At 65.4% G+C, this 21890-nt stretch carries 19 protein-coding genes; 8 read left to right on the forward strand and 11 right to left on the reverse strand.

The window, feature by feature from the left end:
• Nucleotides 1-45: 45 nt before the first annotated feature.
• Genes I6F17_RS13135 through I6F17_RS13145 form a run of 3 tightly spaced genes read right to left on the reverse strand, consistent with a single transcriptional unit; the run spans nt 46 to nt 3264 of the window.
• Nucleotides 46-1242 (reverse strand): acyl-CoA dehydrogenase family protein, encoded by a 1197-nt coding sequence (locus I6F17_RS13135; protein ID WP_225129223.1) that lies wholly within the window; start codon nt 1240-1242, stop codon nt 46-48.
• Nucleotides 1243-1255: 13 nt separating this feature from the next.
• Nucleotides 1256-2404 carry an acyl-CoA dehydrogenase gene (locus tag I6F17_RS13140; RefSeq protein WP_225129221.1) on the reverse strand — a complete coding sequence of 383 codons (1149 nt, stop codon included), beginning with the start codon at nt 2402-2404 and terminating at the stop codon, nt 1256-1258.
• Between the two features lie 5 nt (nt 2405-2409).
• A complete protein-coding gene (locus I6F17_RS13145) occupies nt 2410-3264 on the reverse strand; it encodes an enoyl-CoA hydratase (protein ID WP_225129219.1) in 855 nt (284 codons plus the stop codon).
• Nucleotides 3265-3408: 144 nt separating this feature from the next.
• Between I6F17_RS13145 and I6F17_RS13150 the strand changes: the two genes are divergently transcribed.
• From I6F17_RS13150 to I6F17_RS13175, 6 genes are all read left to right on the forward strand, one after another.
• The gene (locus I6F17_RS13150) at nt 3409-4017 is read left to right on the forward strand and encodes a LemA family protein (protein ID WP_225129217.1); all 609 of its coding nucleotides are present in this window, start codon (nt 3409-3411) and stop codon (nt 4015-4017) included.
• Nucleotides 4018-4032: 15 nt separating this feature from the next.
• Nucleotides 4033-4917 (forward strand): YgcG family protein, encoded by an 885-nt coding sequence (locus I6F17_RS13155; RefSeq protein ID WP_225129215.1) that lies wholly within the window; start codon nt 4033-4035, stop codon nt 4915-4917.
• Nucleotides 4918-4922: 5 nt separating this feature from the next.
• Nucleotides 4923-5420, forward strand: a complete 498-nt coding sequence (locus I6F17_RS13160; protein WP_036009684.1) for a TPM domain-containing protein — start codon at nt 4923-4925, stop codon at nt 5418-5420.
• 313 nt (nt 5421-5733) lie between these two features.
• The gene (locus I6F17_RS13165) at nt 5734-6741 is read left to right on the forward strand and encodes a hypothetical protein (protein WP_225129263.1); all 1008 of its coding nucleotides are present in this window, start codon (nt 5734-5736) and stop codon (nt 6739-6741) included.
• Between the two features lie 93 nt (nt 6742-6834).
• The gene (locus tag I6F17_RS13170) at nt 6835-8373 is read left to right on the forward strand and encodes a hypothetical protein (protein ID WP_225129262.1); all 1539 of its coding nucleotides are present in this window, start codon (nt 6835-6837) and stop codon (nt 8371-8373) included.
• A gap of 79 nt (nt 8374-8452) precedes the next feature.
• Entirely contained in the window at nt 8453-8617 is a 165-nt protein-coding gene (locus I6F17_RS13175) for a hypothetical protein (protein WP_193374981.1), read from the forward strand.
• A 159-nt stretch (nt 8618-8776) separates the two neighbouring features.
• Here the strand turns inward: I6F17_RS13175 and I6F17_RS13180 are convergent, their stop codons facing one another.
• The 3 genes from I6F17_RS13180 to putA form a co-directional block, all read right to left on the reverse strand.
• Nucleotides 8777-9424: a glutathione S-transferase family protein gene (locus I6F17_RS13180; RefSeq protein ID WP_225126702.1), complete on the reverse strand. Its 648-nt coding sequence runs from the start codon at nt 9422-9424 to the stop codon at nt 8777-8779.
• Nucleotides 9425-9553: 129 nt separating this feature from the next.
• Nucleotides 9554-10759: a CoA transferase gene (locus I6F17_RS13185; protein WP_225129213.1), complete on the reverse strand. Its 1206-nt coding sequence runs from the start codon at nt 10757-10759 to the stop codon at nt 9554-9556.
• A 115-nt stretch (nt 10760-10874) separates the two neighbouring features.
• Nucleotides 10875-13874 (reverse strand): bifunctional proline dehydrogenase/L-glutamate gamma-semialdehyde dehydrogenase PutA, encoded by a 3000-nt coding sequence (putA, locus tag I6F17_RS13190; RefSeq protein ID WP_225129211.1) that lies wholly within the window; start codon nt 13872-13874, stop codon nt 10875-10877.
• Between the two features lie 114 nt (nt 13875-13988).
• Here putA and I6F17_RS13195 point away from each other — a divergent pair, with 114 nt between their 5' ends.
• Entirely contained in the window at nt 13989-14450 is a 462-nt protein-coding gene (locus I6F17_RS13195) for an Lrp/AsnC ligand binding domain-containing protein (RefSeq protein ID WP_225129260.1), read from the forward strand.
• Between the two features lie 172 nt (nt 14451-14622).
• On the opposite strand, the gene I6F17_RS13200 is transcribed toward I6F17_RS13195, so the two are convergent.
• The 4 genes from I6F17_RS13200 to I6F17_RS13215 all read right to left on the reverse strand — a co-directional run bounded on the left by I6F17_RS13200 (nt 14623) and on the right by I6F17_RS13215 (nt 18500).
• A complete protein-coding gene (locus tag I6F17_RS13200; RefSeq protein WP_008563500.1) occupies nt 14623-14823 on the reverse strand; it encodes a cold-shock protein in 201 nt (66 codons plus the stop codon).
• A gap of 208 nt (nt 14824-15031) precedes the next feature.
• Complete coding sequence (locus I6F17_RS13205; protein ID WP_225129209.1) at nt 15032-15340, reverse strand: cytochrome c; 309 nt, start codon at nt 15338-15340, stop codon at nt 15032-15034.
• A 12-nt stretch (nt 15341-15352) separates the two neighbouring features.
• The gene (locus I6F17_RS13210; RefSeq protein ID WP_225129207.1) at nt 15353-16552 is read right to left on the reverse strand and encodes a molybdopterin-dependent oxidoreductase; all 1200 of its coding nucleotides are present in this window, start codon (nt 16550-16552) and stop codon (nt 15353-15355) included.
• A gap of 220 nt (nt 16553-16772) precedes the next feature.
• Nucleotides 16773-18500, reverse strand: coding sequence for an adenylate/guanylate cyclase domain-containing protein (locus I6F17_RS13215; RefSeq protein WP_225129205.1), 1728 nt, complete (start codon nt 18498-18500; stop codon nt 16773-16775).
• Between the two features lie 391 nt (nt 18501-18891).
• Between I6F17_RS13215 and I6F17_RS13220 the strand changes: the two genes are divergently transcribed.
• Nucleotides 18892-20454 carry a glycosyltransferase family 39 protein gene (locus I6F17_RS13220; RefSeq protein WP_225129258.1) on the forward strand — a complete coding sequence of 521 codons (1563 nt, stop codon included), beginning with the start codon at nt 18892-18894 and terminating at the stop codon, nt 20452-20454.
• 8 nt (nt 20455-20462) lie between these two features.
• Here the strand turns inward: I6F17_RS13220 and I6F17_RS13225 are convergent, their stop codons facing one another.
• Nucleotides 20463-21587, reverse strand: a complete 1125-nt coding sequence (locus I6F17_RS13225; protein ID WP_225129203.1) for a threonine synthase — start codon at nt 21585-21587, stop codon at nt 20463-20465.
• Nucleotides 21588-21890 lie beyond the last annotated feature (303 nt).

The raw sequence follows: 21890 nt of genomic DNA on the forward strand, positions 1-21890 counted from the left end.
GGGACGACACCGAGCGAGTGGCTCGATCCACGCCAGCCCGCCCCGTCAAATCCCCAGCATCATCTTCGCGATAATATCCCGCTGGATCTCCGAGGTACCGCCGAAGATGGTGTAGGCGCGGCCGTTGAGATATTCCGGCATCACCGTCAGCATCTCCTCAGGCGTCGCCGGCTCGTGGTTGAGCTTGTAGAGCGGGCGCATCGGCTCGACGGCGAGGGCGTCATGGCCGATCACGTCGGCCCCTAACCGCGTCACGGCCTGGCGGATCTCGCTGTTGCGCAGCTTCAGGATCGACGACACCGCGCCGGGATTCTGGCCGGTCTGGAGTGCCGAGAGCACGCGTAGCTCCGTCATCTCGAGCGCGTCGATGTCGACCTCGACCTCGGCAATCCGCGTCGCGATGTCGGGGCTGTCGATGGCGCGGCCCGTGAGGTCGGACTCTGCAAGATCGGCAATCGCCTTCAATCCTTCGCGCAGCTTGGCCGAGGCGATGCCCGCGCCGCGCTCGAACTCGAGCAGATATTTGCCGTAGGTCCAGCCCTTGCCTTCCTCGCCGACGCGATTGGCGACGGGCACGCGCACGTCGTCGAAGAACACCTGGTTGACCTCGTGGTCGCCGCCGATGGTAAGGATGGGACGGATGGTGATGCCCGGCGTCTTCATGTCTATCAGAATGAAGCTGATGCCGTCCTGCTGCCGCGGCCCGTCGCTGGTGCGCACCAGCGCGAACATGCGGTTGGCGTGATGCGCATGCGTGGTCCAGATCTTGGTGCCGTTGATGACGTAGTCGTCGCCGTCGCGCACCGCGCGCGTCTTGAGGGACGACAGATCGGAGCCGGACCCCGGCTCGGAATAGCCCTGACACCAATAATCCTCGCCCGAGAGAATTCGCGGCAGATAGAAATTCTTCTGCTCGGGGCTGCCGAAGCCGATGATGACGGGCCCGACCATCTTCACGCCCATCACGTTGACGTTGGGCACGCCGGCGCGGGCGCATTCGGTCTCGAAGATCCAGCGCTGCGCCGGCGTCCAGTCGGGGCCGCCATATTCGACCGGCCAGCCCGGTGCGCCCCAGCCGTTGGCGTGCAGCGCGCGCTGCCAGGCTATCCCGATGTCAGGATCGGAGAACACCGATGGCGTCAGCGCGGTTGCGCGCTTCATTTCCGCGGTGAGATTCTTGGCGATGAAGCCGCGCACCTTGCTCTGGAAGGCGCGCTCCTTGGCATTGAACGACAGGTCCATGATGCGCTCCTTGTTAAGCAGAGATGGCCCTGCGGCCCAGCTCGGCGTGGCGGGCATAATGATGCGCGCTGCCGCCGAACAGCGTGTCGAAGGCGACCAGCCGCTTGAAATAGGCGCCGACCTCGAGCTCCTCGGTGACACCCATGCCGCCATGGAGCTGGATCGACTGCTCGCCGACGAAACGCGCGCATTTGCCGATCTTCGCCTTCGCGCCCGAGGCGGCCCGGGCACGCTCGATCGGCGCGCTATTGGCCTTCAACGCCGCGCGCAGCGCCATCGAGCGGGCCTCGTCCACCTGCATCGCCATGTCGGCGAGGCGGTGGCGGATCACCTGGTTGGCGGAGAGCGGCCGGCCGAATTGTTTTCGGATCTTGGTGTAGTCGAGCGTGGTGTCGAGCAGCGTCTGCATGATCCCGACGGCCTCCGCACCTAGCGCGGCCATGGCGCGATCGATCGCCCATTCGATCGCGGGCACGGCGTCGCTGCCGTCGCCGAGCAGGGCGTCTTCCGGCAGATGCGCGTCGAACAGCTCGATGTTGCAGGCGCGTCCGCCGCCGAGACGGGGATAATCACTGATGACGAGGCCCGACGTCGTCGCCTGCACGAGGAACAGGCCGATCCGGCCCGAGGGGCCCCGATGATCGTGGACATGGGCGGAGACGATGATCTCGTCGGCGGCATGTCCGTCGAGCACGGCGATCTTGCTGCCGGAAAGGCGCCAGCCTTGTCCGGTCTTGTTGGCGCTGGTCGTGACCTTGGCAAGATCGAACCGGGCGGCGCGCTCCGAATGCGCCAGCGCAAGCTTCAGTGATCCGTCCGCCACCTTGGGCAGGCTCGCCTGCTTCTGCTCGCTGGTGCCGCATCTGGCGATCAGCGCGGCCCCGAGCACGACGGTTGCGACATAAGGCTCACAAACCAGGCCCCGGCCGAAGGCCTCCATCAAGATGCCGATATCGACCGCGCCGCCGCCGAGCCCGCCGAACTCTTCCGGAAGCGGCAGCGCCAGCCAGCCGAGCTCGGCGAATTGCTTCCAAACGGCCGGGCTGAAGCCGAGCGGATCGTTCGCCATCTTGCGGCGGTGCTCGGCATCGTAGCTTTCGGCCACGAATCGTTCCGCGCTCTCGCGCAGCAACTTTTGCTCGTCACTGAGATTGAGATCCATCGCGTCTACTCCGCGGCGGCCGGCGGCTTGCGTACGGAGGGATGCAGGCCGGATGGATCGATGATCATGCCGAACTCCTGGAGATTGTGCGCGTGGCAGAGCTGATGCAGCGCGAAGGCCTGGTCGATCGCGGCCGGCTGGCCCATGACGTCGACCGAGCGGTTGACCGCCTCCTTGGTCAGCTTCAGCGCGAAGGACGGTTTTGTCGCGATCCTTCGCGCCAGCTCCAGCACGCGCGACGACAGCTCGGCGCGCGGCACGATTTGGTTGACCATGCCGAGCTGGTGCGCCTCCTGCGCGCTCCAGCTGTCGGCGGTGAACAGGAACTCCTTGGCCTTGCGTGGCCCCAGCTCCCAGGGATGCACGAACCATTCGACGCCGCACACGCCCATGGTGACCACGGGATCGCAGAACTGCGCATCGTCGCTGGCGACGATGAGGTCGCAGGCCCAGGCCAGCATCAAGCCGCCGGCGATGCACTTGCCATGCACCTCGGCAATGATGGGCTTTGCCAGATTGCGCCAGCGCCGGGTGATCTGGAGATAAATTTCCTGCTCGCGGGCGAACCGGCCATGGGCGTTCGGCTCGGCAAAGCCACCCCAATTTCCGATCGGCGGGAAATCGACCCCAGCGGTATTCTTGTCTCCGGGGCGCAGGTCGTGGCCGGAGGAGAAGTGCGGGCCGTTCCCGGCGAGAATGATCACCTTGACCGCATCGTCCTGCACCGCCGCATCGAAGGCGGCGTTGAGGTCGTAGGTCATTTGCAGGTTCTGCGCGTTGCGCGCCTCGGGCCGGTTCATCACGACACGGGTGATCGCCGGCTCAGGCCGTTCCACGAGGATGGTCTCGAACGAGGACATCGCGTTCCCCCTGGTGTTTCCGCTCTTGTTTTGCCGGAGTTGACTATGTCGGCCGGTGCGAGGCAAGAGGGCTTGCGTCAGCCGGCTGCTTTTCTCAGGCGCGCAATCTGATAGTTTGCGCCGGATTCCACCGGGAGAAATTTAATGCGCAAGATCCTGACCGTGCTGGCCGCCCTGGCCTCGCTGAGCCTGACCAATTGCGGCTACAACGCGATCCAGAGCGAGGACGAGCAGATCAAGGGCAATTGGTCCGAGGTCGTGAACCAATATCAGCGCCGCGCCGATCTCGTGCCCAATCTCGTCAACTCGGTGAAGGGCTTTGCCCAGCAGGAGAAGGACGTGCTGCTCGGCGTCACCAATGCACGCGCCAAGGTCGGCAGCATCCAGGCGACGCCGGAGGTGCTGAACGATCCCGCCGCGTTCCAGAAATTCCAGGCCGCGCAGAGCGAGCTCTCCAGCGCGCTGTCGCGCCTCCTGGTCGTCACCGAGAACTATCCGCAGCTGAAGTCCGATGCCTTGTTCAAGGATTTGATGTCGCAGCTCGAGGGCACCGAGAACCGCATCACGGTGGCGCGCAACCGCTACATCAAGGCGGTGCAGGATTATAACGTCACCGTCCGCTCGTTCCCGACCAATCTCACAGCGATGATGTTCGGCTACAAGGAGAAGCCGAACTTCACGGTCGAGAACGAGAAGGCGATCTCGACCGCGCCGAAGGTGGATTTTAACGCGGCGCCGGCGCCGTCGAAGTAAGCGCGTCGAGCCCCGATGCGCGTCGTCAAGGCGTTCCTGCTCGCAATCATACTGACGTGGTCGTATGCCGCCTCAGCCGATGTCGCCGTCCCCCAGCTCACCGGCCGCGTCGTCGATCAGACCGGCACGCTCTCCAGCGGCGACATCGCCACGCTCACGCAAAAGCTGCGCGAGTTCGAGAATCGCAAGGGCAGCCAGATCGCCGTGCTGATCGTCCCGACCACGCAGCCGGAGACGATCGAGCAATTCTCGATCCGGGTCGCGGAGGCCTGGAAGATCGGCCGCAAGAAGGTCGACGACGGCGCGATCCTGGTCGTCGCCAAGAACGACCGGCATTTACGCATCGAGGTCGGCTACGGTCTCGAAGGCGTGCTCACCGACGTCACCTCCCGGCGCATCATCGACGAGGCTATCACCCCCAAATTCAGGAGCGGCGATTTCGCCGCGGGCATCAGCGCGGGCGTGGACCGCATGTTACGAGTGATCGACGGCGAGCCGCTGCCACCGCCCTCGCGCAGCGTCAACTTCGCCCACAATAATCTGGATGATCTGGCGCCGGTGTTTGCGGTGGCGCTGTTTGCCTCGATCGGCGTCGGCGGGTTCTTCCGCGCCATCCTGGGGCGGCTGCTCGGATCATTGGTGACCGGGGGCATCATCGCAGCGGTAACCTGGCTCATTCTCGGCTCCGCGGCGCTCGCGGCGGCTGTCGGCATCCTCGGCTTCATCGTCGGATTCATCGCCGATCTGTTTTCGGCGATCACGCCGGGCACGGGCCGCTCGCGCGGCGGCTCGTGGTCGAGCGGCTCCTCCGGCGGATGGAGTAGCGGATCGTCGAGTAGCGGCGGCTTCAGCGGCGGCGGCGGCAGTTTTGGCGGCGGCGGCGCCTCGGGGAGCTGGTAGCTATCATGAGCATCAAGCGCATTGCCCGACATCTCGTGCAGCATCACTGGCGGGCGAAGCAGATCTTTCCGCAAGCGGTGCTCGACCGCATCGAGCAGGCGATCAAGCGCGGCGAAGCCACCCATTCCGGCCAGGTCCGCTTCGTCGTCGAAGGGGCGCTCGACGGCGGCCCGCTGTTCCGCAACCAGCCGGCCCGCGAGCGCGCGCTCGACGTGTTCTCGCATCTGCGTGTCTGGGACACCGCCCACAACAATGGCGTTCTGATCTATCTCCTGCTCGCGGACCGCGACGTCGAGATCATCGCCGATCGCGGCATCGACGCGAAGGTCGGCGCGGAGGGTTGGGAGACGATCTGCCGCGCGATAGAGGCCGAGTTCAGATCGGGCCGGTTCGAACGCGGCGTGATCAGTGGCATCGAGGCCGTCTCGCGCGAAATGGCAAAGCATTTTCCTAAGCAAGGGCCGCATGCGAACGAGCTGCCGGATGCTCCCGTCGTGATGTGACGGATAGTGATTTGATCGGAGCGCGCGCGGCGCGCTCCGTCATTGCGAGGAGCCCTTGCGACGAAGCAATCCAGACTGCCTCCGCGGAGTTGCGCTCGCAATGACGCCATGGGGGCCATTCCGCCCCCGTTCATCTTCCCCCGATTACGAACTGTTTCACGCCCGCCACACCGGTTCCACTTTCCCGGCCCAATTCGGCCCCGGATGAATTCCTAAAATTTCGGTAAGCGGGTCCCGAGGTAAGGATTTCGCAAGCAATGAAAGTTACCAAAAGGTCAACCGAGACTGGAGTATTTGAGCCGTGAGCGAACCAATGCCCGAGCAGGCTGCCCAGGATTCCGCTGCCATCGACGCGGCAGCGCCGCAGGCCATCGAGGCTGCCGCGGGTATCGAGGCCCCCTCGATCGCCCCCGACCACGAAGCGCCGCCCAAGCCCGATCCGGTCAAGGCGGACGCCCCGAAGATTGAGCCGCCGCGGATCGAAGTGCCGAAGTTTGAGGCCAAGACTGAGGCCAAGACTGACGCCAAGACTGACGCCAAAGCTGAGGCCAAGCCCGAGCCGAAGCACGGCAAGCTCATCGTCATGCCGCCCGCCGACCGCGCCTGGGAGCGCGAGGAGTTCGCCCCGCATGGGAAGGCCGACGAGCCGCGCGAGTCCGGCAGCAAGCGCCGGCTGTCGGCGATGGCCGCGGTGGTGGCGATTGCCGCCAGCGTCGGCGCGATCAGCGGCGCGCTTGCGACCGCCGGCATGATGCGTTTCGCCGCACCCGCCCCGGCTCCGGTCCAGGTCGCCGATACCAGCGCGCTGGATGCGTCCGTGGCGCGGATCGACGCCGACCTCGTCGCCCTGAAGGCCAATGTCGAGCAGAGCTCGAAGACCGGCCTCACCCAGTTCAACCGGGCCAACGACCGCCTGGACAAGCTCGAAAAGGCGCAGGCCGAGCCGCTGGCCAGGATCGCAAAGCTGTCCGAGGCCGTCGACAAGCTCCGCGCCACGCCGCCCGCCGCGCCTGCGCAGGCCGCTGCAGCGGTGCCCAAGGAGACCACCGGCTCGATCGCGCCGACGCAGGTCGCGACCGCGGCGGCCGCACCGGTCCCGGCGCCCGCAGCTCCCAAGACCGAAGTTGGGCGTCTGCCGACGATCGAAGGCTGGCGGCTGCGCAGCGCCGGCAATGGCGGCGCGCTGATCGAGGGCCGCGACGGCCTCTACGAGGTCTATCCCGGCGACCCCATCCCCGGCGTCGGCCGTGTCGATGCGATCCGCCGCCAGGATGGCCGCTGGGTGGTCGTCACCTCGAGGGGGCTGATCACCGGACGCTGAGCGTCCGATATCCGACTTTCGAAGAGGCGCTTCACTGCGATGTGAGGCGCCTTTTTGCTTGAATAGGCACGCTTGCGCGGTGTTACCTCAGGCATGGGCCGCGCCTTGCGAATTCTCGTTGCTGCCGCCGCATTGCTGGGCGGTGTGGTTTCGCTGTTCGCAGCGGAGAGGACCGCGCTGACGCGCGGCACCGCGATTACCGATCCCGATCTCCTGCGCAAGCTCGACCAGAACAACACGCTGACGATCTCGCGTCTTTTGTCGCCGGAGCGGAATTCGGACGTCCCGCTCACGACCGAGCCGATGTTCGCCTCGCTGCCGCAGCTGAAAGACATTCTGCCCGCGATCGATGCGGAATTCGACCGCTATATCGCATGGTTCAGGGCGACCTATCCGGGCGAGACCATCGGCGTCGGCGAGGGCTTCGACGTACAATTGTTCGATCGGGCCAATCTGAAATCGCGCGAGGCGCGCTTCGTGCTGGCCGGCATCGTCAATCGCATGGATCGTGCCTATGTCTCGGAAGAGTCCTGTGGCGAGATCCGGCTGATCTATCGTCTGGCGCGCTTCGACAGCGGGCCGGATGGCGGCAAGACCGCAACGCGCCTGCCGATGACATTCAACCTCGTGATGAAGGCGCGCGATGGGCGCCAGACGGATGCGAACGGCAAGCCGATCAGCTGCGCCGAGATCGCGCGGCGCTGGCTCGACAATGGCGACTGGCAGGGCTTGATCGGCGGTCGCGCTCCGCCTGACGACGCCATGCTCGACAGCATCGAGACCAACATCCAGGTCTCGGTCGCGCCGAAATCGGCGCTGCACGATTTCCGCTCCGACTATCTTCTCAAGGTGTTCAAGTACAATGCCGCCACCAGGACATTCGTGGAATCGACGCTGGAGAACCAGATCGACCGCGATCGCATTCTTGCCGACGATGCGCTGCGGCGCGACTTCAAGGCGTGGCTGCTCGCGCCGGAGAACTTACGCGCGTTCGATCGCGGCACCGTGTTGATCCCGGAGAAATTCCTGGCCAGGGTCGCAATCGTGCCGACCCCCGCCGGCCTCGACGCTTCAGCCTTGCAGCCGGAGTTCGGCATGATGCAGGGGGAGGGCAAAGGCGATCCCGTCTTCACCGACAATGACGTGGTCGGCGCGCTGAAGCAGGCGGCGGCACGCGGCCTCGACATGCAGAACGTCCGTTCGGTCGCAGGCTTCCAGCGCCGTCTCAACGACGTCACCTGCACTGGCTGTCACCAGACCCGTGGCATCGGCGGCTTCCATTTCCCGGGCGTCGATTGGCTTGCGGACAGACCGTCGAATGCCGCCATCGTGGCGGCCTCGCCACACTTCTTCGGCGACCAGCTCCGCCGCCGCGACATCCTGACCGCGTTCGCGGCCGGAAAGATCCCTGATTTCTCACGCGGATTTGCCAGTCGGCCGCAGACCCGCGGCAGTCGCGAGCTCGCCGGCAGCGAATATCAGGACGGCTGGGGCGCGCATTGTTCCCTGCAAGATCCGGGATCGGGAACGCCGGACAGGAGTTTTACGTCATGGAGCTGTGCTAGCGGTCTGACCTGCCAGGCCGCCGCGGCCTCGCGCCGCATCGGCATGTGCTTCATCAAGACGCGTTAGCGCGTGATCCAGGAAAAGTGTGGAGCGGTTTTCCGAAGGATCACGCGCAAGATAAAGTCTCAAGCGATTTGGATGACCCATGACGGATACCGGCAACGCCAACAAGGCGCGCAATCGCGAGATCGCGCGGAACGAGGAAGTCAAGCAGGTCACCGGCAGCGCCCGCGTCAGCATCTGGGCCGTCGCGGTGGCCGTCATCGTCGGCGGAATTCTGTTCACGCTGGGCTGGCTGTCGCTGAGGTGAGCTTGCTTACCTCTCCCCGCTTGCGGGGAGAGGTCGAATTCGATCGCAGATCGAATTCGGGTGAGGGGGTACAGGTCCCTCGACGAACTCACATGTGGAGAGAAGCCCCTCACCCAACCCTCTCCCCGTAAGAACGGGGAGAGGGAGAAGAGAGAGTCCTCACGTCGCGTAGTTGGTCATCCGTTTTCCCGGCAGCAGCTCGTAGGCCGGCTTCCAGCCCGGCAGCGCGGCCATGCGGCCGAGCCAGGCATGGATGGCGGGATGGCTCGATGCGAAATCGAAGCCATGCTCGTCGCTGGGATAATGCAGATAGGCCATCATCGAGATGTCCGCGACCGTCGGCCTTGCGCCGATCGCGAATGCATTGTGCTGGAGATGGCCGTCGAGGATACCGAGAAAGTCTTCGAGCCGCCGGCGAAAATGCTTCAGCACCTGCGGATCGTTTTTCTCGGTGAAGGCGCGCATGAAGCGGTAGGTCGCCATGTAGCCGGTGAGCTTGTGGTTGTCCCAGAATAGCCAGCGCAAGAGCTCGAACTTCTCGTCCTCCGTCTCGGCGCCGAAGCGCCCGTATTGCTCGGCCAGCTTCAGCAGCAGCGGCGCGGTCTGCGTCATCTTCACGCCGTCGATCTCGAGCACGGGAATCTCGCCCATCTCGTTGACGGCCTTGCGCCATTCCGCCGTGCGCGTGACGCCGCCGGCAAAATCGGTCCAGACCGGCTCAAACGTCTCGCCGCAGAGCGTCAGCATCAGCGCCAGCTTGTAGCTGTTGCCGGATTCGGGGAAGTAGTGCAGGCGGTAGCTAGGCATAGGACCTCGCGAGGCGTGTTGTTGCTGCGATTATAAGCGAGATCGCCCCACGCCGTCATTGCGAGCCAACGGGGCCGCGCTCCGCGCGGACCCGTTGGCTCGCAATGACGAGGTTAGAGTGGCGCGCTCCTAACCGACCGCTCCCGACCCCCGCAGCTGCTTGATCGCCGCCTCGTCAAATCCCGCCCCGCGCAAAATCTCGTCACTGTGCTCGCCGACGGCTGGCGGCTTGCGCGGCTGCACCTTCTTGGCGCCGTCGATCCAGATCGGGCTGTTGATGGTCAGCATGGTGTCGTTCTCGAACGGCACCAGCACCTCGTTGTCGAGCATCTGCTTGTCGTTGGGGATGTCGTCCAGGATGGCGACGACGCCGAACACCAGGCCGTTACCGTCGAGGATTCTCCGCCATTCGGCGAGATCCCTGGTGGCGAAGGTCTCGTCCAAAATCCTGATCAGCTCGACCGAGCGGGCGTGACGGTCGGCCTTGGTGGCGAAGCGGGGGTCGTTGATCAGATCCTCACGGCCCAGGCACTTGGCCAGCGTCGGAAACTGCTTCTCTTCGTTCAGCAGCGACAGGATCAGCCAGCGGCCGTCCTTGCACTGGTAATGATTGGCCACCGCGTTAAGCGCGCGCTCGCGCGGGCGCCGCTCGCCGAACTTGGCGCCGCAGAGCTTGGCCTGCGCCAGCACGCTCGCGGCCCACACCCCGTTCGCCATCAGGTTGGAAGCGACGTGCGAGCCCTTGCCAGTCTTCTCGCGCTGATACAGTGCGGTGACGATCGCGCCGTAGAATGCCATGGCGCAAGGATGGTCGCCCATGCCCGCGACCGAGCGCGCCGGCGTGGTGTCGGTGTCGGCGCGGACGAGATCCATCAGGCCGGACCGCGCCCAATAGGCGTTGCTGTCGAAGCCGGGTTTGTTGGCTTCCTCGCCCTTTTCGCCATAGCCGGTGAAGGAGGCGTAGATCAGCCGGTCGTTGAGATGGGCGAGATGATCATAGGTGATGCCGAGCTTGGCGCGCACCGGCGGCGGCATGTTGGTGATGAAGACGTCGGCCTCCGCCACGAGCTTGTAGAGCACGGCTTGCGCCTCCGGCTTCGACAAGTCGAGCGCGATGCTCTTCTTGTTGCGCGCCTCCAGCAGCCAGGCGAAATTGTGCTCGCCTGAGGGATAGCCCGGCAGGTTCGGCAGGTTGCGATAGGGGTCGCCAGTGCCGGGCGGCTCGATCTTGATGACGTCTGCGCCGAAATCCGACAGCACGGTCGCGGCCGCGGGCGCTGCGATGAAGCTCGCGCAGTCCAGCACCTTCAGGCCTGCAAAAATGCCCTTCTCCATCGCGGCGTCGCTCCCTCGCTTCAGTCGTTTCCCGCGCGCTGGAATTGGCGCGGGCGCGTGATGAGAGCATTAGACCGATGTTTTGCCGGGATGCAACGGCGCCTGGCGCAGGGCCTCACTCCTCCCCCGCAAGCAACGCAGCATTGCCGCCGGCCGCAGCCGTGTTGATCGTCACGGTCTGCTCGGTGGCAAAGCGCGCGAGGTAGTGCGGGCCGCCGGCCTTGGGGCCGGTTCCGGACAGGCCGCTGCCGCCGAACGGCTGCACGCCGACCACGGCGCCGATCATGTTGCGGTTGACGTAGATGTTGCCGACCTGGACGCGGTCGACGATGGCCTCGATGGTGTCGTCGATGCGCGAATGGATGCCGAGGGTGAGCCCGTAGCCGGTGCGCGCGATGGATTCCAGCACACGCGCCAGGTTCTCCGCGCGATAGCGCACGACATGCAGGATCGGGCCGAACACCTCCTCGGTGAGCTGACCGGCCTCCTTGAGCTCGAAGATATGCGGCGCGACGAAGCAGCCGTCCGGCGCGGTGCCCGCAAAATGCAGCCGCGCCTCGCGCTTCATCCGCGCGATATGCGCATCGAGGCGCTGCTTGGCCTCCTCATCGATCACCGGACCGACATGGGTCGCGACATCCGCGGGATCGCCGATTTTCAGTTCGCGCGCGGCGCCCGCGATCATCTCGATCATGCGGTCGGCGACATCCTCCTGCACGAACAAAAGCCGCAACGCCGAGCAACGTTGCCCTGCGGAACGGAACGCGGAGGTCACGACGTCGTCGGCGACCTGCTCGGGCAGTGCGGTCGCATCCGCGATCATGGCATTGATGCCGCCGGTCTCCGCGATCAGCGGCACGATCGGCCCGTCCTTGGCGGCCAGCGTCCGGTTGATCTGGCGCGCGACCTCGGTCGAGCCGGTGAAGACTACTCCGGCGACATCAGGATGCGCGGTGAGGACGCCGCCGATGCGGCCGTCGCCGGTGACGAGATGCAGCGCGCTTCTGGGGATGCCGGCCTCGTGCAGCAGGGCAACGGCCTCGCGCGCGATGCGCGGCGTCTGCTCGGCGGGTTTCGCCACCACGCTGTTGCCGGCCATCAGCGCCGCGGTCACCTGGCCAAGGAAGATTGCGAGCGGAAAATTCCACGGCGAGATCGCGACGAACACGCCGCGGCCGCGCAGGCTAAGCACATTGCTCTCGCCGGTCGGGCCGGGCATGGCGGCATCGTTTCCGAACAGCTTGCGGCCCTGCGCAGCATAGTAGCGGCAGAAGTCGGCGGCTTCGCGCAACTCGGACAGAGCGTCGTCGAGCGTCTTGCCGCCCTCGGCTTGCAGCAGCGCGATGAAACGGGCGCTGCGGGTTTCCAGGAGATGCGCGGCCTGCTCCAGCGCCGCCGCGCGCGTGCCTACAGGCGTCCGGCTCCAGCTGCCAAAGCCGGCGCGCGCAGCCGTCACCGCCGCGTTGGCCTGATCCGGTGTTGCGTCAGCGACAGGCTTGAGCTCGGCCGCCGCGGCCTTCACGTCCGTCAGGAGCCCGTCGAGGGCGGCACGCTCACCGAATTCGACGCCGCGCGAATTGCGCCGCTCCGGCGCGAACAGATCTGCCGGCAACGGAATCTTGGCATGAGGTGCCTGTTGCGCCCGGCCGATGGCATTCGCCGGGCGCTGCAGCAGCGCCGAAACCGGCACGCGATAATCGGCCGCCTGCGCCACGAAGGACGAGTTGGCGCCGTTCTCCAACAGCCGTCGCACCAGATAGGCGAGCAGGTCGCGATGGCTGCCGACCGGCGCATAGGTGCGATAGGCGATGTCAGGATGATCCTTTGCGAGTTGCTCGTAGAGCGCTTCGCCCATGCCATGCAGGCGCTGGAACTCGAAGCCGCCGCCATCTGCTGCGAGCTCCAGCACGGTCGCGACCGTCAGCGCGTTGTGGGTGGCGAATTGCGGGAAGATGCGCGGCCGCAAGGCGAGAAGCTTCGTCGCGCAGGCGACGAAGTTCAGATCGGTCATCGCCTTGCGCGTGAACACGGGATAGCCGTCGAGCCCGCGCTCCTGCGCGCGCTTGATCTCGGTGTCCCAATAGGCGCCCTTGACGAGGCGCACCATCAGCTTGCGGTCATGCGCGCGGGCGAGTTCATCGACATAGTCGATTACTGCGCTGGCGCGCTTCTGATAGGCCTGGATCGCGAGGCCAAATCCGTCCCAGCCGGAAAGCGAGGGATCGGCGAGCGTCGCCGCGATCACGTCGAGCGACAGCTCCAGCCGGTCGGCTTCCTCGGCATCGACCGTGAAGTTGAGGTCATGCGTCTTGGCGCGCTGCGCAAGGTCCAGCAATAGCGGCACCAGCTCGGCCATCACGCGGCCGCGGCTGATCGCCTCGAAACGCGGATGCAGCGCCGAGAGCTTGACCGAGATGCCGGGCCGGTCGGGCAGGGGATGGTTGCCCGAAGCCTTGCCGATCGTGTCAATCGCGCTGGCATAGGCGTCGAAATAGCGCTTGGCATCGGCGGCCGTGCGCGCGCCTTCGCCGAGCATGTCGAAGGAATAGCGCGGCTTCTGGCCCGAGCGCGGCCGAGCCCGCTCCAGCGCCTGCTCGATGGTCTCCCCTAACACGAAATGATTGCCCATCAACCGCATCGCCTGGCGCGTCGCGGTGCGCACCGCCGGTGCGCCGAGCCGCTTCACCAGCCGGCCGATAGTGCCGTCGGGCGTCTCGCCCGGCTGGATCACCCGCGCCGACAGGCCGAGCGCCCAGGCCGAGGCGTTGACCAGGAACGCGGTGGACTTGGTCTCGTGATGGATGAAATCGCCCTCGCCGAGCTTGTCCTCGATGAACTGGTCGGCCGTGCGCGCATCGGGCACGCGCAGCAGCGCCTCGGCCAGCACCATCAGCGCCAGCCCCTCCTTGGTCGAGAGCGCGAACTCCCGCAGCATGTCCTCGACCCCGCCGAGCCGGTCGTCGCGCTTGCGGATCGCCTCGATCAGCCGCGTCGCGGTGCGGTCGATCCGGCCGTTCTGGGGCGGGGCGAGATGCGAGGCCGGCAGAAGCTTTGCGGCGATCTCGGAATCATCGGGAGCGTAGGGCGCGGAGAAGGGAGGCGGGATGTTCGGCATGGCGTGTCCTGCGGCTGAAATCCAGGATAAGGCCCGCGTGACCGTAGTTCGATAGACAATTTAGCCAATTTGCCTTAGAAAATAAAGAGGATTAGCCATTTGGTCACAGAAGCTATGGAATTGGATCGAATAGACCGGAAAATCCTCTCGATTCTGCAGGAGGATGGGCGCATCGCCAATGTCGAGCTCGCCGAGCGCATCGGGCTGTCGCCGACCTCGATCGGCGAACGGCTGAAGCGCCTACAGCGCGAGGGCTTTGTCGAAGGCTATGGTGCGCGGCTCAACCCGCACCGGCTCGGCCTTGGGCTCCTGGTGTTCGTCGAGGTGCTGCTCGACAAGACCACGCCCGAGAATTTCGAGCGGTTCGCCCGAGCCGTGAGGCTCGCCCCTGAAGTGCTGGAGTGTCACATGGTTGCCGGCGGCTTCGACTATCTTGTGAAGGCGCGGCTTGCAGACATGACCGCCTATCGACGCTTTCTCGGCGAGACCCTGCTGTCGATGCCGGGCGTGCGCGAGACGCGAACTTATGCGGTGATGGAGGAGATCAAGCGCGACGCACCGCTGCCGGTGGGTTAGCGAAGTGCAGTCGCGATTGTCATTGCTGTGGTTCGATGAGCGGTCTTCGCAAGGAAAAAATAGCTATCCTTGTGCAATCGCAACGCCTGTCGTCGAATGCACCGGCCGTCTTCTTAAATTTTCTTGGCCCGCTCCCGGACAAATCCGGGAGGCAGCAAAGGCTGGCGCGGGCTTATACTTTGAGGTTTTCCGCGGAGGTCTTGCCCCGGTTTGCGATCTCTTCGTATTCCACCGTCTGTCCCTCGTTGAGGGTCGACAGACCGGCCTTCTGCACTGCCGAGATATGCACGAACACATCCTTGCCACCCGACGCAGGCTGGATAAATCCATAACCCTTCGTCGGGTTGAACCACTTGACCGTACCTTTAGCCATCACGACTTCTCCGCGGGTCTTCCTCCGAGATCTCGAACCGCCAGTCCCCGCCAACCGGCCGGTTCGGTCCTAACAGGATACGCGGAATGTGGCAGGCTTGGTAGCTCAAACCACATCGCCATTTCGCCGAATTCCGCTCAACTTCGCGGCGTTTTTGCCGGTTTTGCCCGTTTCGCGGTCAAATGGCAGGAGCGCGTGCCGGCGCCCGTCAGTAGGTCGCGGCCAGATAATCGACGATCTTGCCGACATCGGCATCGTCGATCGGTGCGCCATAGACCTTGATCATCTTGGTCACCTCGGCCTGCCAGAACGCCCTCTTGTCCTTCATCGGCGGCTGCGTGGCGACGTAGTCGGACGAATGGCAGGCGCTGCAATTGCCCTGCACGACCTCGAGATTGGGACCGGGCTTGAAAGCGGCGACCTCGTCGGGGGTCTTGTAATTGACGGGCGCTGCAAGTGACGAGCCCATCAATGCGGCGACGGCGAGTGAGATGGCGAGGAGAACGATGCGCTGCATGGTCAGTCTCCTTCAGGCCACGCTGACGCGGACGGTTTCGACGACGTTGCGTAAGTAACCCGCCGGGTTCCAGCGCGGCATGTCCGGCTGGGTCTCGCCGCCATTGCCGGTGGCGCGGACTTTGAGCTCGTGGCTGCCGGCCGCGAGCTTCACCGGCAGCTTCCATTCGCGGAAGGCGTACTTGCCGAGGTCCTTGCCGAGCTTGGCGCCGGCCCAGGTCTTGCCGCCGTCGGTGGAGACCTCGACCTGCTTGATGCCCTTGCCGCCATCGAACGCGATGCCGCGCAGGGTAACGGCCCCCGCCTTCAGCTTGGCGCCATCGGGGACGCTGGTGATGAAGGAGCGGATGGTGAAGCGGTTGATCGGGATCGTTGCCTTTGGCGCGGTGCCCGGCTCGACCGCATTGTTCGGCGTGTCAGGGATGCGGTAGGCCGACTTCATCCAGAAGCCGTCATAGACGTTGTCGATGACGGTGATCTCGTTGAGGTGCTTGACCCAGTAGGTGCCGAAATAGCCGGGCACGATCAGGCGCAGCGGAAAGCCGTTGAGGAACGGCAGGTCCTCGCCGTTCATGCCAAAGGCCAGCATCACCTCGCCGTCAGTGGCGTGATCGATGTCGAGCGCCTTGATGAAATCCGGCGTCTTGTCGTTGACCGGTCCGTCCATGCCGTTGAAGGCGACCTGCCTGGCGCCGCTTTGCACGCCGGCCATCTCCAGCACGCTCTTCAGCGGCACGCCGCGCCAGCGCGCGCAACCCATCGCGCCGTTGGCGAGCTGACCGCCGGCGACGCGCGGCTCGAAGAAGCCGCGGCTGTTGCCGGAGCACTGGTTGACGGCGACGATCTCCGTCGCCTTCATCTTGCGGATGTCCTTCAGCGACAATTTCAGCGGCTTGTCGACCTTGCCCTTGACCTCTAGCGTGAATTTGTCGGGGTCGAGATCGTAGGGCAGGTCGGAGAGGTGATAGCGCACGAAGAACGCGTTGTTCGGCGTGATCGGGCCGTCGTTGAACACCGCAAACGGGGTCTCGAGCTGCGGCGGCCGGCTGGTCAGGCCGATCATCGGCCGCTTCTGCGGATATTTCACCAGCGGCCGTTCGCCGTTGGTGAAGGGCAGGGTCACCGTGTCGAGGGCCAGCGCCTTGGTGGAATTCAGACTGGCCGCCATGGCGGCAAGGCCTGCTCCCTTGAGCAGGTCGCGTCGATCGAACATTCTTTCTCCTCCCGGAGCTTCTCGTTGGATCGGCGGTCATCACCACGATCCTGCGCTCATCTGTCGCAACGATTTGGGTGAAGTCAATTCGCGCTTTCGCAGCAAGCCCATGCCGCTGCGTTGCAGCAGGCCGGTGTTACGCTCGTAACGAAGTTGACGAGCAGTAGGCCGCGACGACGGTGCGCTCCCTCGCACCGTTCTTACGGGGAGAGGTAAAGAATCACGCCGCCACGCGCTCGCTGCGATCGACCAGCGCCGCCAGCTCCCTCGCATTCGCCACCACGCGCACTGCGAGCGGCTGGTCGCGGCCGCGGATGGCGACCTCCTGCTGCGGCAGCGCGTCGTCGGCGATATCAGCGGTACGGCGGACTTCGTCCGAGACAATCGCCTCGCAGGCCAGCGTCTTGGTCATGTCCTGCAGGCGGGCGGCGACGTTGACGGCATCGCCGAGCGCGGTGAAGACGATGTGATCGCGATAGCCGATGTCGCCGATGATGACCTCGCCGCCGTGGATGCCGATGCCGAAGCGGATCGGCTGGCGCAGATCGTGGCTCAGGAGATCGTTGAGCTCGTCGATATGCGCAGCGATTCCCGCGGCGGCCTTCATCGCCTGCCGACAGGCGGTTTGCGGGTCGGCTGCGAGTCCGAACAGCGCCAGCATGCCGTCGCCGACGAATTGGTTCGGCTGGCCGCCGTTCTCGATCACCGCTTGCGATACCGCGCCGAGGAAGCGGTTGACGATGAAGACCGTGTCGAACGGCAGGCGCTTCTCGGCCAGCTGCGTCGAGCCGCGCATGTCCACGAACAGGCTGACGAGATAGCGCTCCTGGCCGATACTGGCCGATGTCGAGGCTCCGTCCGTTGCATGCGTGTGAGCTGCGAAGAGCTGGAAGAAGGAGAGATCGGAGGTCGGACGCAGCTGACAGGCCAGCCGGATCGAGGGATCGGCGGTGCCGACGCGGGTGAGCACGAAAGCCTCGCGCTGCGACGGAGTGGGCAGGGCATCATGATCGCCGATGATGCGGATGCGGCAGGTCGAGCAGCGGGCGCGGCCGCCGCAGACGCTGGCGTGCGGCACGTTGTGGCGCAGGCTCGCCTCCAGCACCGACAGGCCCTTGGGGACCCGCACCGTCTTGCCGTTGCCGTAGGACAGCGCGATCATGCCGCCGCGCCGTTCGCGCAAAGCGCGCACGCCGCGCGCCGCCAGCACGAGTCCCAGCAGGCCGAAATAGCCGTAGGTGAGACCGCTCGTGATGCGCTCGAGCGTGTCGCCTTCCGCAACCGTGCCGACCTGGCGGCGGGTGAGATGCTGCTTCCGCCATTCGCCATCGTCACTGTCGATGACGACGCTGCGGCCGCCCTGGTAGACGCCGAGCAGCGAGAGCGTCGGGATCAGCACGGCGGCCGCGAGCAGATAGGGCGCCGCGCGCGTGAAGAACGGCTTCAACCGAAGCCAGAAATAGACGCCGATGCAGCCGTGCACCCAGGCGATGAGAAGCAGGATCGTCATCTGCCAGATTAGGCCCGGCGCCGCGACGAAGAACAAATAGAGCTCCTGCGGATAGAGCTTCTCGTGTCCGTACAGCGTCTGCGCGAGCCGCACGCCGATGACGTGGCCCATGACGAGGACGGGGATGCTCAAGCCGAGCACGAGCTGGAGCGGCTCGATCGTTCGCCAGCGGAACTGCCGGCGCTGATACAGCGCGTAGACGCCGAGGCCCATATGGGTGAGTGCGGCCGTGTAGAACACGATCGCGACCGGGAGGAACTGCCAGAACAGCGTGTGGTAGTAGACCCCGGTCTCCATGGCGTCGACCGAGATGTTGCCGAGCGCGTGGTTGAGGAAATGACTGACCACAAAGGCGAACAGGATGATGCCGCAAACGAGTCGCACCTGCCGCACGCCGGCGGCGCGGACGACTGACATCTGTGTGGGAGCGGTGGCCATGATTCGGTTGTGTCAGGTCATGGAGGAGATCAGCCAGCGTAACCTTTAATTCCCGATATGGACAGGTTGCGAGGTCATATGCCAGTTAAGGTGCCTAACACTCCGCTGTCGTCCCGGACAAGCGCGCCCTCAGGCGCGCGCGGATCCGGGATCCATAACCACAGGAAGAAGTTTGTGGCAGGCGGGTAACTTCGCCTTCGCCCAACCCCTCCCTGTGGTTATGGGTCCCGGACCGGCGCTCCGCTTCGCTGCGCTTGTCCGGGACGACAGCGCTGTATGCGGCACGATCCCCACATTGACTCCCCCTTCCAAGTCGGGGAAAAGCGCCGCCGTGACGATCGCTCCCGACATCTCTGCTAAGCCAGCCGGCGCCGAACGGCGTCTGATCCTCATGGCCGCAGCGATCATCGCCGCGATGACGCTGCTCCGCATCGTCTATGCCTCGGCCATCGAGCTGCGCACCGATGAAGCCTATTACTGGACCTGGTCGAAGGAGGCTGCGCTCAGTTTCCTCGATCATCCGCCCGGCATCGCCTGGCTGATCCGCTTCGGAACCGCGATCTTCGGCGACACTAATCTCGGCGTCCGCTTCGGCGGCATCGTCGCGATGCTAGTGACGCAGCTATTGCTCGCCGACATCGTCCGCCGCCTCACCCATGATGCGCGCGCGATCGTGTTCGCGGTGCTGATGCCGGAGGCCGCGCTTTATTACGGCCTGTTGATGGCCAAGGTCGCGCCCGACGTCGCCATGATCCCGTTCGCGGTGGCGATGATGTGGTCGCTGGTGCGGCTGGCGCAAAGCGGCGATGGCCGCTGGTGGCTGGCGGCCGGTCTGTTCGGCGGCCTCGCGATGCTGTCGAAATTCACCATGATCTTGTTCGCGCCGGCCGTTGCCGCCTTTCTGCTGGTGCCGGATTGGCGCTGGCGCTGGCTGCGCAGTCCTTACCCCTATCTCGCCGTGCTGGTCGCGCTCGCGGTGTTCTCGCCGGTGCTGATCTGGAACGCGCAGCACGACTGGGCCTCATTCCGTTTCCAGGGCGTGCGCGCCACCGCCAATTACGGCATCTCGCTGCGTACGATCGGCGATTACATCGGCCTGCAATTCGGCCTGGTCGGTTTCGTCTTGCTGCCGGTAGTGCTCATGGGCCTGGTGCTGACGGCGTGGCGCGGCTATCGCACGCGCGAGCCGGCCGCGATCCTGTTGTCGGCCGCGGTGCTGGTGCCGTTCGTCTACTTCTTCTTCAAGTCGCTGACGCTCCGCGTCGGCGACACCTGGCCGATGTTCATGTGGCCGGTCGGTTTTGCCGCCACCGCAGTCAACCTCGTCACGATGAGGAAAGAGGGATGGTCCGCGAGGATGCTGGAGTCCTCGCTGTTCTGGGCCAGGACAGCGATCGTCTCGGGCATCCCCTTCGTCATCATCGTGTTCCTCTATTACGTTGCCGCGCCCTGGAATCTGCTCGGCAAGATCGACCCGATCGGCGCCGAGGCCGGCTACGAGCAGGTCGCAGCGCGGACGCAAGCCGCCCTCGATGCAACAGGCGCGACCTGGATTGCAACCACGGACTACCGCACCTACGCCATGATGCGCTGGCTGTTCCGTGGCCGCGTGCCCGTGATCGAGATCAACGAGCGCGGCCGCTTCCAGGGTTTCCGCGACCCCGGCATGGACCGGATCAAGGGCCATGCCGGCATCTATGTCGGGCGCGAGCCAGATAACCGCGCATCGCTGTGGGAGCACATTCCGGCGCAGCGCGAGCAACTCGCCACGGTCGAACGCCGTTGGCGCGGCGTCGTGGCTGATACTTATGTGATCGAAAAGCTCACCGGCTGGACCCCGCAGCTCTCGCCGCCAAAGGACTCGCCGCTGTTCCAGTGGAAGGTGCTGGCGGACGCAGGCGCGCGCTTGCGGTCCCCTGCCAGGCCCATTCAAGAGCCTGGAGCGGGAGGGTAAGCGCGGCCCTACTGCACGAGATCGGCAACGGTGGTTGCGGCCTTGAGGCCGGTGCCGGTGAGAACCGCGACCGTGGTTTCGTTCGTCTTGATGGCGCCGGTTGCGGCGAGCTTGTCGAGCGCCGCCGCCGCGCTGGCGCTGGTCGGCTCGGCGAACAGGCCCTGGCGCGCAAGGCGGCGCAGGGCGGCGACGATCTCGTCCTCGGTGAGCGCGATGGTGCCGCCGCCGCTCTCGCGCAGGGCGGCGATGATCTCCCGCAGACGGAGGGGAGTCTTGATGGCGGTGCCCTCGGCGACGGTCTTGCTCACCTCGCGCGCGACCGGCGTATCGACACCGGCCTTGAAGCTTGCATCGATCGGCGAGCAATTGAGCGGCTGCGCCGCGAACAGGCGCGGCAGCTTCGAGATCTGTCCGGCCTTCAACAGCTCGCGGAAGCCGAAGGCGCAACCCAGCAGACTGCTGCCGGCGCCCACGGGAACGATGATGTTGTCGGGCGCGCGGAATCCGAGATCTTCCCAGATCTCGTAGGCCAGTGACTTGGTGCCTTCGAGGAAGAACGGTTGCCAATTGTGGCTGGCGTAGAAGGTCTGGCTCGACTGGCGGATGGCCTCGGCTTCGGATTCCTCGCGCGGGCCCTCGACGAGCTGCACGGTCGCGCCGTAGGCGCGCACCTGCGCGATCTTGGCCGGCGACGTCGAGGCCGGCGCCAGAATCTTGACGCGCATGCCGCCGGCCGCACCCAGCCCTGCCATGGATGAGCCGCCGTTGCCGGAGGAATCCTCCAGAATGGCCTCGACGCCGATCTGCCGTAGGAACGACAGCATCACCGCCGAGCCGCGGTCCTTGAAGCTGCCGGTCGGGTTGAACCATTCGAGCTTGAACAGCGGGCGCAGCGCGCCCCATTCCTGCTGGACCAGCGGCGTGCAGCCCTCGCCGAGCGTGATCGGATTCTCGATCGCGACCGGCAGCGCCGCCCGGTAGCGCCAGAGCGACCGCGTCCGGCCATCGATGTCCTCGCGCGAGATGCCCGCCCCCCGCGTCACCAGCAGCGGCGTCCGCTCGTCCGAGCACCAGCGCGGCTGGTCCAGGGGATAGAGTTTTCCGTTGCGGGGATCGATGTAGCTGGCAGGCATGGCAGTCTCCAGGGCGGGGGCAGCGCAGTGCACCGGACTTGAAGCCGGCCGCACGAAGCAACGCCTCCTTGAAAACACGAAAAACGAAACTATTTCAATCCCTTAAACTGACCTCACCAGCAGGCGGCGAGCGCGATGAGCGGCGTCGGCAGGCCCGATGACGGGAATTTGGCCCCGAACGCCCCCTGCGCCCTGCCACGATTAACTTGTCTGTCGTCGCCGGCCGCTACAATATGTTGGATTGAGCTTGCGCCGCCGGTTCGGCGTCGCAAGTGAGCCAGGCCCGTCCGAGCGGCGGGCCGT

The organism is Bradyrhizobium sp. NBAIM18 (genome assembly GCF_020193825.1).
GTDB classification, from domain to species: Bacteria; Pseudomonadota; Alphaproteobacteria; order Rhizobiales; family Xanthobacteraceae; genus Bradyrhizobium; species Bradyrhizobium yuanmingense.